Raw genomic sequence first — 13,428 nt, forward strand, 5'->3', positions numbered from 1 at the left:
CGAAAAAATCTGGCTGTTTGCCTGAGAATTGACAGATCCCGGCCAATTCGACACGTGGCTGTGATTCAGGTCGATTCCGAAATTGTATGCCCCGGTTTTCGTGGCAACAGATGTGAATCCCGAATTGGTTGGAATGTTGTTCCGCACTCGAAGGCATCCAGAAATGAGCCCGAAAACAGTCTGGACAAATGTCCCCTTTTGCCTAGAACTACTGGTGGAAACGGGAGCGCTCACGAATGGATGTCCGGCAGAAACTCGCAATCCTGGCAGATGCAGCCAAGTACGACGCGTCCTGCGCCAGTAGCGGATCCAAATCGACCCGCTCCGGCAGCCGGATCGGCTCAACGGAAGGGATGGGAATCTGCCACAGCTACACCCCGGACGGCCGTTGCGTTTCGTTGCTGAAAATTCTCCTGACGAATTACTGCATCTATGATTGTCAGTACTGCGTGAATCGTGTGACCAGCGAAACACCGCGAGCACGATTTACGGTTGATGAGGTTGTACGGACGACGCTCCAGTTCTACGCTCGGAATTACATCGAAGGGCTGTTTCTGAGTTCCGGCATCATTCAAAGCCCGGATTACACGATGGAACAGTTGGTGCAGGTGGCCCGTCAGCTGAGGGAAGTGCATCGATTCGGCGGATACATTCACCTGAAAACGATTCCCGGAGCGGCTGAGGAACTGATCGCTGCGGCCGGAAGGTGGTCGGATCGATTGAGTGTGAATATCGAACTGCCGACTCCCGCGGATCTGGTCCAGCTCGCACCCGAAAAGAAATCGGGCGAAATTCTCTCCGCAATGGAAACTGTGAAAGAAGGAATTGCCGAATATCGCGCAGAGAAGCAGGCGGGATTCAAGGTGGAGAAGTTCGCGCCGGCGGGGCAAAGTACACAAATGATCGTGGGTGCCACGGCGACGCCCGATCGGCAGATTCTGGAGACCGCCTCTTCCCTTTACAAAACGAATCAGCTTCGACGCGTTTACTACTCGGCTTACAGCCCGATCCCGCATGCGGACGCCCGCCTTCCTGCGAAAAGTCCGCCGCTGGTGCGTGAGCATCGGCTGTATCAGGCCGACTGGCTGATGCGGTTCTACGGGTTCCGCAGCGATGAAATCGTGGTGGAAGCGGATGCCAACCTCGCCCTGGATCTCGACCCCAAGCTCGCCTGGGCGCTCGCACATCGCGAGTTTTTTCCTGTGAATGTGAACACAGCGACGCGGGAACAGCTCCTGCGCATTCCGGGGATCGGTGTCAGAAACGTCAAACGCATTCTATCGATCCGTCGACATCATGCCGTCACAACCGAAGACCTGAAGAAGCTGCGTGTCAGCTGGAAGAAGGCGGGCCCGTTCGTCATCACGGCTAATTGCCATCGTGACTCCCGACTGCTCGACAGTCTGCAACTTCGCGATCGAGTCACACCACCGCGGCAGCTCTTGCTGTTTGATAACGAGTCCAGTCGATCCGGAGAGCTGTAATGCATTTCCAGGATGTCAGGGATTTCGAAACGTGGCGTACGGCAGCGCGCGAGATGCTGCAACAGGGAATCTCTCCGGCAGAGATCGATTTCTGCGACGAGCGACAGTCGAAATCACTCTTTCTCCGCAGTTCGACCTCTCGTGCTGATGATTCGGCGAACGGGCCGACCCAGCGTGTTCCTCCCCGATTTCTGGAGGTCGCAAAGATTGCAGCGTGCCATCGCGATCGTCAGCGTTTCAATCTGTTGTATCGCATCCTGTGGCGGCTGACGCATGGCGAGCCTCAACTCCTCGATCTGGTCACCGACGATGACATTTACCGACTTCAACAACTGGAAAAAGAGGTTCGGCGGGATGCCCATAAAATGAAGGCCTTCGTCCGCTTTCGTCGAGTTGTGCAAGGAGAGGTGGAGCAGTTCATCGCCTGGCACCAGCCCGACCATCGAATTGTCCGGATGGTTGCCCCCTTCTTTTCGCGTCGATTTCCCCAGATGAATTGGGCGATTCTGACTCCGGAAGAATCTGTAATTTGGGACCAGAACGTGCTCTCCTATGGTCCCGGTCTTCCTGCGAGCGCAGCTCCACAGGGAGATGATCTGGAGGACCTCTGGAAAGTCTATTACGCCCATATCTTCAATCCAGCCCGCATCAATCTGGCCATGATGACCAAAGAGATGCCACGGCGGCACTGGAAGACACTTCCCGAGGCTCAGATCATTGACCAGCTGGTTCAGGAAGCCCCTGCGAGGGTACAGGCGATGGTGAATTTTCAGGAAGGTTCAAACGTTTCCGCTGCTGACTTTCTGCCGGATCGCCTTTCGTACTCCAGTCTCGCCAGGGCAGCGGCAGAATGTCGGGGATGCCCTCTCTATGGTCCGGCAACACAGACCGTGTTCGGTGATGGCCCGGTCCATTCACGATTGATGCTTGTCGGAGAGCAGCCGGGCGATCAGGAAGATGTTGCGGGAAAACCATTCGTCGGCCCGGCCGGTGAGATTCTGAATGAGATTCTCGAAAACGCAGGCCTCGACCGCAGTGAAATCTATGTGACGAATGCGGTGAAGCACTTCAAGTTTACGGTTTCGGGACCGCGCAGATTGCACGCGAAGCCGTCGGCTCGCGAAGTGAGCGCCTGCCGTCCCTGGCTCAAGAGCGAGGTGGAGCTGATTCGTCCGGAAGTTCTGGTCTGCCTCGGATCGACCGCCGCCCAGACAATCATCGGACGGAGTTTCAGATTGACTCAGCATCGGGGGGAGATCGTGAAATCGGACTGGTGTGACCAGACTCTGTCGACATACCATCCTTCGGCAATTCTGCGCATGCCCGATCGAACCCGCCGAGCGGAGATGAAGAAGCAGCTTGAGATGGACCTCGCCACCGCCGCTGCACTGCTCGTACGACCGGTTGCGCCCTCGTGAATGTTGGAACCACGGGCGCTACCAAGTGATCATGAGTCAGACTCCACGGACGAATGTTCTCCTCGAAGTTGCTCCCCTGTCTCTTCTCTAAGGACGGCCAGCAAGTACAACAGCCCTATTCGCATCGCAACAGCCTGCAGCCCTTCACTCAGGCCCAGCTGATTTCCTGCCTGATTCTGCGGGCTTCCCTCAAGACGACCTATCGCGTCATCGAATTCCGCACGCGGGCAATTCTCGCATGACTCCACAGGCCACCAGCCGCTGTCATCGCCACTGTCATCCCCGCTGATATCCGATGAAATGTCCTTACCGCCGTCGGTAAAAATGCTTGTGGAACGATCAGCCATCGCGGAGCGGAGCCGGGGGGCTGGCTTCCAAGTCGGCTACATCGCCGATCACGCTCGGGAGCCCCGCGAGCCGTTGGCGGTCTGGAAGTTCATGGTAGCCGCACCCGATCTGCGGTAATGCTGCCGGCGGCCTTGCGTGCCGAGAGAGAGCTGGCCGAATATCCGGAGCTGTGGCTGCCGGTCGACCGATACTCTCCAGGGATGGATGGCCCCGGCGCACGCCTTGTGGGATACTGGAGAGCCGTGCAATCCGAGGCAGACGTTCAACCCGTTCAGGCGAATTCGATCCTGGCCGCTGGAGCGATGCAGGCCATGCTTCGAAAGAGAGTTGCGCGCTTAGTGCAGGCCTATTCCCCTTCCCTGGGGAATCCACAGGGAAGGAACATGTCGCACTGCCGACAGCGGGTAGCCTTAAACTCAAGGCTCAACGTGATTTAAAAATGCGCCCGACTGGACTCGAACCAGTGACCTCATGCATGTCAAGCATGCACTCTAACCAACTGAGCTACGGGCGCTTGAGGAGACGGAACTTTACTTCCCCCAAAGAGGGAGGTCAAGCATCTGGGGTTCGCAACATTCGGCAACTTCAAAAATGACGGATTCTGCTTCACTCCGTCTCTGCGGGCTCTGGCAATCTTGAGAAGATTTCACAGAAATTGACCGCTGCTCCAAGACTTCTGTCAGTCGCTTGGTTAAATTCGATACGCCATTCGTTCTGGAGTGGACGCCGTTCTGGCAAGTATTTCTGTGATCGCACTTCTCTCTGTCTTGTGGAGTTCGTGGTCGATGTTGAAACAGTATTGCCGCCTGAGGGATCGTACCGGCATCCGACACATCAACCAGCGGTCCACGCAATTCGCGGCCATCCTCCGCCCCCCGCAATTGGATCCGTTTCCCCCGGGCAAGTCTGTGCGCCCCTTCTCGTAAACTTCGAGAGTCCATTGCAGGCGGGCATCGCTGAGTCCGGATCTCAGCCAAGAAAGACAACCCCCTTCCCTGTCGGTGGGCGTTGTGCCCCAGCACTGTTGCGGCGAATCCGTAGCATTGCCCGAATTCTTCCTGCCTGGCTTTCGTCAACTGTTGGTCATTGCGGACCGCGTGTGCGGATGTCTCTACTTCAGCTGCAAGGCATGTCCCCAGCGCAATCAGATTGCTTTGGGGAACGGGAGCATTGAATGTTCTTGAGGTCGTTATTCAGCCTGCTGTTGCTATGGATGGCCTGGGCGCAGGGGCTGGCTGCCGGAGAACCGTTTCTGCGGGAACGACTGGAAGAACTCACCCTGCACGATGTGCGCGGCAGCCAAACCTCGCTGGCAGCCTTCCAGGAATCTCGCGTGGTGGTGGTCGCCTTCCTGGGAACGGCATGTCCGCTGGCCAAGCACTATGCGGTCCGTTTACAGGCAATTGCGGACGAGCATGAGTCTGCCGGCGTCAGCATCGTCGGTGTGAACTCGAATGTGCAGGATTCTCCCACCAAGATTCTGGAGTTCGCGAAGCTTCACGGCGTTCGCTTTCCGATTCTGAAAGATGTCGGGCACTGTCTGGCCGACCTGCTTGAAGCCTCGCGGACACCGGAAGTCATCGTGCTCGACGAGCTGCGACAGGTTCGCTATCGGGGACGGGTCGATGACAAGTATCTCATTGGAGTCACCCGGGAAGCCCCATCGCGCGAGGACCTCAAGCTGGCGATCTCAGACCTGCTGGCGGGCAAGGGGGTCCAGGTGCCCCGCACGGAACCTGTCGGCTGTTTGATCGGTCGAGCCCCCCAACCGAATCTCGACTGTAATGTGACCTATTGCAACCAGATTGCGAGAATCCTCGAGGCGAAGTGCGTGGGTTGCCATCGCCCCGGTGAAATTGGGCCGTTCCCGCTGACCACCTATGAGGAAGTTTACGGTTGGGGAGCGATGATCGCGGAGGTGGTCAAGCAACAGCGGATGCCCCCCTGGTTTGCGGATCCGCGACAAGGGCATTTCGCCAACGATTGCCGGCTGACAGAAGACGAGAAAAAAGAGATCGAGACCTGGGCTGCCAACGGGTGCCCCGAAGGGGACTCTCGCGAGCTCCCCGAGAGGCGGACGTATGTCGATGGCTGGCAATTGCCGGAACTGCCGCACCGGGTCTTCGCGATGTCGGAAAAACCGTTTGTCGTCCCCGCGGATGCGGGACCGCCGGGAGTGCCCTATCAGAACTTCTGGGTCAATCCGGAATTCAAGGAAGACATGTGGGTGAAAGGTCTGGAAATCCGCCCCGGCAATCGGGCTGTTGTTCACCATGCGATTGTTTACGCGGCGCCTGAAGCGAACAGTACCAAGCAGAATATCTTTCTCGGGGCCTATGTCCCGGGGCTGCAACAGAATAATGCCTTTCCGGAGGGGGCGGGGAAGAAGATTCCCGCCGGCTCCTGGCTGCGAATTCAGGTCCATTACGCTCCGGTTGGTTCCGAGCAGAGCGACATCAGCCAGGTCGGTTTTCTGTTCGCGGACAAAGACTCGATCCGCAATGAAGTTTTAACCGCCGAAGTCATTCAGACGGCGATCAAAATTCAGCCACTCCAGGACGATCAGCGGTTCCGGATGTCGTCCCCAGTCTCCAGGCACCCGGTGGAACTGATCGCTCTCTCTCCCCACATGCACATGCGTGGCAAGTCGTTTCGCTTTGAACTGGAATATCCCGATGGAAAGCGCGAAACGTTGCTGAACATCCCGAAATATGACTTTAACTGGCAGACACGCTATGTGCTGGCCAAGCCGCTGACCATTCCGAGCGGCTCGCGAATGCACTGCTACGCCACATTTGACAATTCCCGCAGGAATCTGGCGAATCCGGATCCGACCGCGCTGGTGCGGTGGGGGGATCAGTCATGGGATGAAATGATGATCGGATATATGGACGTCGTGTTCCCGGTCGGGATGAAAGAGTCCGCTGTCCGGCCTGCTGCCGGAAAAACGTTGGTCGGAAAGTTCTCGGCGGCTGAAGTCATCGAGCAACTCGATACGAACGGCGATGGTGTCCTCTCGCGAGAAGAGTGCCGTCCGGCTCATCGCTTGCGCAAAAATTTCCATGCGCTCGACGCCGATCAGAATGGAGACCTTGACGCCGGCGAGGTCGCAGCGGCTCTCAAGGCGGCGGGGATGCACAAGTAGGACTCGCGCATCTGGAGCGGCTGCTCTTTGCGGTTGCCACAATAGAAGCGATTCACGTGGTAAAATGCTGAGATGCGTTGCCGGAACAAGCCCGCCCAATGACGTCCTGCCAGATCAAAGGGCGTAGAGCACTTCGCCGTGACAACCGTCACGTCAATGGGGAGTCGGGGCTGATCTTGTAGCCGACTCGACTGCTTCCGGATCGAGCTCCGCGCGGGGCCGATTTGAGGGAAAGGCCCACTCTGTGAATCCCTGAATCACATAGAAGAACAGCGGCGTCAGGAAGATGCCGAACAGAGTGACCCCGACCATTCCCGAGAAGACCGCAGTCCCCAGCGTCCGCCGCATTTCGGCTCCTGCCCCGGCTCCCAACATGAGCGGGATTACTCCGAAGATGAAGGCCAGTGAGGTCATGATAATCGGCCGCAGACGGAGGCGGCAGGATTCCATCGTCGCTTCGTGCAGCGTAGCCCCCGCAAAGCGGCGGGACCGGGCGAACTCGACAATCAGAATCGCGTTTTTGCAGGCGAGTCCCACCAGCACCACGAATCCGATCTGTGTGAAAATATTGACGTCCATCGCCGCCATGCGCACGCCGACGATTGAACAGAGCAGACACATCGGCACCACCAGAATGACGGCCAGTGGCAGCGACCAGCTTTCGTACTGGGCAGCAAGGACCAGAAAGACCAGAACCACGGCGAGGAGAAATGCAATGAATGCGGTATTCCCAGCCATTTGTTGCAGCAGGGCGAGTTCTGTCCATTCCACATGCATCGAAGGATAGAGCTGCTGCTCGGCCACTTCCTTGAGGGTAATCAGCCCCTGTCCCGAGCTGACGCCGGGAACCACATCGGCATTGATGGCTGCGGTCGGGTACAGGTTGTAGCGGGTAATCAGGACGGGGCCCTGCACTTCCTGTAGTGAGGCGACCGCCGACAGCGGGACCATTCCCCCCCGGGCACTCTGGACCCGCAGTCGTTTCAGGTCTTCTTTTCGCATCCGGTAGGAGGCATCGGCCTGAACGTTGACCTGCCACGTCCTTCCGAAGCGGTTGAAGTCGTTCACATACAGTGAGCCGAAGTTGACCTGGAGGGCGTCGAAAATTTCGGACAGGGAAATTCCCAGTTTCCTCGCGGCTTCACGATCCAGTTCGACCGACAGCCACGTGGCATTGGCTCGAAAGCTGGAGAAGAGGCCGCGGAACATCCCGGTTTCCTGGGCGTGATCCATAATCTGCTGGCTGACGGCCTGCAAGGCAGCGGGTCCATTGTCTCCACGGTCTTCGAGCATCAACCGGAATCCACCGGCCGTGCCCAGTCCATCGATGGGGGGAGCCCCGACAACATCGATCAGTCCGTCATCGACCTGGTGGTCGAGGGCCGACTGCAACTTTTCGGAGATCACATCCGCGCTGAGTCCCAACGGCGACCGCTCTGAAAAGGGAGCGAGCATCACGTACATCGATCCAAAGTTCGACGCATTGGCCTGCATCAGCAGAGATTGCCCGGTGATGGCCACGGTGTGCTGGACTCCTTCCACTTTTCGGGCCACGTCCTCCATCCGGTTAATGACCTGCTCCGTCCGCTCCAGCGATGCGGAATCGGGCAGACGCAGATTGACGAGCAGATAACCCTTGTCCTGGGCCGGGATAAATCCGGTCGGGCTCTCTACGAATACCTTCTGGGTCAGATACAGCATGCCGCCATACGCGATCAACCCCAGCAGGGCGACTCGCAGGAACAGACTGACAGTCTTTGCGTAGCCGACTGTGACCCAATAGAAGGTGACATTGAAGGCTTTAAAGAAACGGTCGAGGAATACGTTCAGCGCTCCGCTGAAGATCGCTCCCAGCACGAGGCCCAGCAGACCCGCAACCAATCTTCCCCACTGTTCCCAGCCCGCGAATTGCGGCTGTGTCGCCAGCCAGCGACTCAGTTCCGGTCCCGCGAACTGCCAGCCAGCCCACGTGGCGAGCAGGACAATTCCGAGACGCGGCAAAGGTTCGGGAGCGCGGCCGGAACGGGGTTGCAGCAGCAGCACGGCCAAGGCGGGTGAGAGCGTCAGCGAGTTGAAGGCGGAAATGATGGTTGAGATTGCAATCGTCACCGCAAACTGGCGGAAAAACTCTCCAATGATTCCGGTCACAAAGGTGCAGGGGACAAACACTGCCGTCAGCACCAGGGCGATGGCGATCACCGGGCCGGAGACTTCATCCATCGCCTGAATGGCAGCATCGCGGGGGGACTTCCCCAGATCGATGTGATGTTCAATCGCCTCCACGACGACGATGGCATCATCCACCACAATCCCGATGGCCAGCACGAGCCCGAACAGCGTCAGCGTGTTTAAACTGAAGCCGAACATCGCCATCGCGGAAAACGTTCCCACAATCGCGACAGGCACAGCCACCAGCGGAATAATGGCGGCCCGCCAGCCCTGCAAAAAGACCAGCACCACCAGCGACACGAGGATCACGGCGTCACGGAGGGCATGAAACACTTCCGCGACCGATTCCTGAATGAACGGAGTCGTATCGTAAACAACCGTAGCATCCAGCCCATCGGGGAACCGGTTGCGCATTTCGGCCAACCGGGTGTGTACGGCAGCTGCGGTCTTCAGAGCGTTCGACCCGGGCAGCTGATAAATGGACAACGCTACCGACGGTTTGCCGTCGAGCGAACAGATCTGGTCGTAGGCAATCGCCCCCAGTTCCGAACGGGCGACATCCTTGAGACGGATCGCCCGCCCCTGGTTATCCGTTTTCACGATGATGTCATCGAATTGGTCGATCGTGGCGAGTCGACCCAGAGTCGTCATGGTGAATTGAAACACCTGGCCATCCGGAACGGGGGGTTGACCAATCTGTCCCGCGGCCACCTGCGAGTTCTGTTGCTCGATGGATCGGACGATATCGTTGGCGGTCACACCGCGCGCAGCGGCACGGTCGGGATCCAGCCAGACACGCATGCTGTAGTCGCGCTGGCCCAGGAACGTGACATCTCCCACACCGTCGAGCCGCGACAACTCGTCTCGCAGCTGGATGGTCGCGTAATTGCTGAGATAGAGGTTGTCACGGGAATTGTCGGGGGAGAACAGGTTGATGATCATCAGCACTGTCGGCGACTTCTTCTTGACCGTCACGCCGCGGCGCTGCACCAGGGGGGGCAGAACAGGCTGCGCGAGCGCCACGCGATTCTGCACGAGCACCTGAGCGAGGTCGAGATCGACGCCGGGTCGAAAGGCGACAGTCAGGGCGTATCTGCCGTCATTGGTACACTGGGACGACATATACAGCATCCCCTCAACTCCGTTGACCTGCTGCTCAATCGGCGCCGCCACGGTGTCGGCGACAACCTGAGCGTTCGCTCCGGAGTAGATCGCCGACACTTCGACGGTCGGCGGAGTGATCTCGGGATACTGAGTGACCGGCAGAAGGAAGAGCACGATCCCTCCCGCCAGCGTAATGACGATGGAGAGAACCGAGGCAAAGATCGGACGGTCGATAAAGAACCGGCAAAACATGAATGATCCGGAATGCTAAGTCTGTTCAGAATCCTGAAGGCTCTCGCCGGTCGGCTGCATCACCGCGGCGTCAGTCTCGAGGGGGACGGGGTGGGCCTGCTTGTCCCCCGGGCGCGTAGCCGAATCAGGCGGACTTTTGCCCTCGTCCCGTTTTTCGATCGATCCGGCGGCAGGGAGCGTTGCTGTGCTGCGTGACGGAGGAGGTGATTGCTTCGAGGGCGGTGATTTCGTCAGGCGACGCACTGTCCAACCGAGGCTGCGCTGGACCAGCCGACGAACAGGGCCGAGTCTCAACAGGTCGAGCGTGCCGTGAGCAAACCGGTTCAGCCAGGTCGAAGTCGCCGACGATGACTGCGCGACACGGTCGATGATATAGAAGAAAATCGGTGTCAGAAGAATTCCGAACGCGGTCACCCCCAGCATGCCGCTGAAGACCGTCGTCCCCAGAGCACGTCGCATCTCCGCCCCCGCTCCGGTGGCGATCACGAGCGGAACAACGCCGAGAATGAATGCAAACGAGGTCATGATGATCGGCCGCAGCCGCAGCTCACAGGCTTTGAGCGTGGCGGTGCGGCGATCGACACCGGAATCCCGCTGGAGTTTGGCGAATTCGACAATCAGGATGGCGTTCTTGCAGGCGAGCCCGATCAGCACCACAAAGCCGATCTGCGTAAAGACGTTAATGTCCATGGCCGCCCACCAGACTCCGGTAATGGAACAGAGCACGCACATCGGGACAACCAGAATCACCGCCAGCGGCAGCGCCCAGCTCTCATAGAGCGCTGCCAGCACGAGGAAGACGAACATGACCGACATGGCGAAGATCACCATCCCGGTGTCGGATGTCGTCCGTTCCAGATAGGTCAGCTCGGTCCACTCATAGGCCATATTCGACGGGAGCTGCCGATCCGCCAGCGACTCCAGTGCCTGAATCGCCTGACCGCTGCTGAAACCTTTGGCCACGTTGCCGTTGATAGCTGCAGCGGGATACATGTTGTATCGGGTCAACACCAGCGGAGCCGCAATCATTCGCACATCCGCGAGTGCTCCGACCGGAACCATTTGACCGTGGATGTTCCTGACCTTGAGACGGGGAACATCTTCGATTTCGTTGCGGAACCGGGGGTCGGCCTGCACGATGACCTGCCATGTCCTGCCGAACAGATTGAAGTCGTTCACATACCGGGACCCAAGAAATCCCTGCAGCGTGGCGAACAGCTCGCCGAGCGGGACCCCCTGCTTCAGGCATTGCTCACGATCGATATCGATGAAGAGCTGCGGCGAATTTTCTTTGTAGATCGTGGTCAAACCGGCGAGCCCGGGAGCCTGATTTCCTTCACGGACGAGGGCGTCGGTTTCATCCTGCAAGGCTTTGAGACCGGCCTCGCCCCGGTCTTCCACCATGACCTTGAATCCGCCGGCGCGACCCAGTCCACTGACCGCCGGAGCGGGGAAGACGCTTACGATCGCTTCGGGAATTTCTTCCGCATATCGTTTACGCAGACGTGCCGCGATTTCTTCCGCATGCAGGTCAGGCGACTGTCGTTCATTGAACCCCTTGAGGATGATGAACATCGAACCGAAGTTCGACCCATAGGCCCCGAGAATGATTGAGTTGCCGGCGATACTGTTGGTGTTTTTGACGCCCGGTGTCTCGAGAGCGATTTGTTCGATCTTTTTGATGACGTCCCGAGTGCGGGCTGCTGCGGAGGAGTCGGGGAGCTGGACACTGGCAATCAGGTAGCCTTTGTCCTGTGAGGGAATGAATCCGGTCGGCAGCTGTTTGTAGCCCCAGCCTGTCAGCCCCAGCAGTCCACCGTAAACCAGGAGCACCAGCAGGGGGACTCTGAGAAACCCGCCAATGAGCCGCAAATAGACATTCGTCGCATGTTGAAAGCCGAAGTTGAACAGGCGGAAGAACCAGCCAAACAGGACATCGAACAGCCACGTCAGCGGATCGCGCCGGGTGCCGGGCTTGCGGAGCAGCAAAGCTGCCAGTGCAGGGCTCAGGGTCAGTGAATTGATCACCGACAGGATCGTCGACACGGCAATCGTCAGTGCAAATTGCTTGAAGAACGCCCCGACAATCCCGGAAACGAGCATACAGGGAACAAACACGGCCGAAAGGACCAGCCCCACGGCAATCACAGGGCCCGAGACCTCTTCCATCGCGCGCACCGCTGCCAGGCGGGGGGAGAGACCATTCTCGATATGATGTTCAACCGCTTCGACCACGACGATCGCATCGTCGACGACGATCCCAATCGCCAGCACGAGGCCGAACAGGGTGAGGTTGTTAATGCTGTAATCCATGACGTACATCGCAGCGAAGGTTCCGACAATCGCCACGGGGACCGCCAGCAGAGGAATCACAGCGGCGCGCCAGCCCTGCAGAAAGATCAGCACCACGATCGCCACCAGGAGCACCGCGTCCCGCAACGCCTTGAACACTTCTTCAATCGATTCCCGAATGAAGGGAGTGGTGTCGTAGCCGATTTCGTGGACCATCCCCTTCGGGAAGTCCTTCGAAAGTTCATTCATCATCGACTTCACGGCATCTGCCGTGGCGAGTGCGTTCGCATCTGGCAGCTGAAAGATGGCGAGGCCGACGGTCGGCTTGGCATCAAAGCGATTGTTGATGTCCTGCGAGCGGGCATTCAGCTCGGCCTGCCCGATGTCACGAATGCGGATGACCCGCCCGTCAGGGGTGGTCCGCAGGATGATCTTCTCGAATTCTTCGGGAGCGGTCAGTCGCCCCTTGACCGTCAGCGGCAATTGCGTCAGCTGTCCTCCCGGGGTCGGTGCAGTACCAAGCTGCCCCAGGGCCGGCTGATAATTCTGTTCACGAATGGCGGCCATCACGTCGCTGACTGCCAATCCTCGCGCAGCCAGCCGCTCCGGATCGACCCAGATCCGCATACTGTAGTCGCGTTGGCCGAACACCAGCACTTCGGAGATTCCGGGCAACCGGGCCAGCTCATCTTTGATTCGCAGCACGGCATAGTTGCTGAGGTATAGCTGGTCGTATTCTCCGGCGGGGGAGTTCAGGCTGACCGTCAGCAGAATGTCTGGTGAGCGTTTTTTGGTCGTCACTCCGGTCTGGCGAACCACTTCGGGCAGCATCGGGAGTGCCAGCGCCACACGGTTCTGCACCAGCACCTGAGCCAGATTCAGATTGACCCCGGGCTTGAAGGTGACGGTCAGGGCGTAGGAACCGTCGCTGGTCGATTGCGAGGACATGTAAAGCATGTCCTGCACACCATTCACCTGCTGTTCAATGGCGGCGGCGACGGTCTCGGCCACGACCTTCGAGCTCGCACCGGGATAATTGCAGTCGACCGTCACCGTCGGTGGAGCAACCGGCGGGTACTGGGCAATGGGGAGAAAGAAGACCGCAATCCCTCCCGCCAGCGTGATCAGAATGGAGATCACGGACGCGAAGATCGGTCGATCGATGAAAAACTTCGAAAGCAACGGGGTTTACCGGATTCGAGGTCGGGAAACAGCG

General features: G+C 58.6%; 7 protein-coding genes and 1 tRNA gene. 5 read left to right on the top strand and 3 right to left on the bottom strand.

Annotated elements, in window-relative coordinates; all coding sequences use genetic code 11:
• Positions 1–236: 236 nt before the first annotated feature.
• From SH664x_RS11115 to SH664x_RS11130, 4 genes are read left to right on the top strand one after another with little or no spacing between them, the layout of a single operon-like run.
• Positions 237–1,484, top strand: coding sequence for a putative DNA modification/repair radical SAM protein (locus tag SH664x_RS11115; protein WP_437200917.1), 1,248 nt, complete (start codon positions 237–239; stop codon positions 1,482–1,484).
• A complete protein-coding gene (locus tag SH664x_RS11120) occupies positions 1,484–2,902 on the top strand; it encodes a UdgX family uracil-DNA binding protein (protein WP_437200919.1) in 1,419 nt (472 codons plus the stop codon). The genes SH664x_RS11115 and SH664x_RS11120 overlap by 1 nt, the downstream gene beginning before the upstream one ends.
• A 53-nt stretch (positions 2,903–2,955) precedes the next feature.
• Positions 2,956–3,144 (top strand): hypothetical protein, encoded by a 189-nt coding sequence (locus SH664x_RS11125; protein WP_437200921.1) that lies wholly within the window; start codon positions 2,956–2,958, stop codon positions 3,142–3,144.
• A 58-nt stretch (positions 3,145–3,202) separates the two neighbouring features.
• The gene (locus SH664x_RS11130) at positions 3,203–3,367 is read left to right on the top strand and encodes a hypothetical protein (RefSeq protein WP_437200923.1); all 165 of its coding nucleotides are present in this window, start codon (positions 3,203–3,205) and stop codon (positions 3,365–3,367) included.
• Between the two features lie 323 nt (positions 3,368–3,690).
• Here the strand turns inward: SH664x_RS11130 and SH664x_RS11135 are convergent.
• Positions 3,691–3,764, bottom strand: a tRNA-Val gene (locus tag SH664x_RS11135).
• Between the two features lie 660 nt (positions 3,765–4,424).
• Between SH664x_RS11135 and SH664x_RS11140 the strand changes: the two genes are divergently transcribed.
• Positions 4,425–6,395, top strand: coding sequence for a redoxin domain-containing protein (locus tag SH664x_RS11140; RefSeq protein ID WP_437200925.1), 1,971 nt, complete (start codon positions 4,425–4,427; stop codon positions 6,393–6,395).
• A 153-nt stretch (positions 6,396–6,548) separates the two neighbouring features.
• On the opposite strand, the gene SH664x_RS11145 is transcribed toward SH664x_RS11140, so the two are convergent.
• Positions 6,549–9,920, bottom strand: coding sequence for an efflux RND transporter permease subunit (locus tag SH664x_RS11145; RefSeq protein WP_437200927.1), 3,372 nt, complete (start codon positions 9,918–9,920; stop codon positions 6,549–6,551).
• 15 nt (positions 9,921–9,935) lie between these two features.
• On the bottom strand, positions 9,936–13,394 hold the full coding sequence (locus SH664x_RS11150) for an efflux RND transporter permease subunit (RefSeq protein ID WP_437200929.1): 3,459 nt from the start codon (positions 13,392–13,394) through the stop codon (positions 9,936–9,938).
• Positions 13,395–13,428: the final 34 nt, after the last annotated feature.

Source organism: Planctomicrobium aquicomposti (assembly GCF_051466325.1).
In the GTDB taxonomy this organism is placed as follows: domain Bacteria; phylum Planctomycetota; class Planctomycetia; order Planctomycetales; family Planctomycetaceae; genus Planctomicrobium.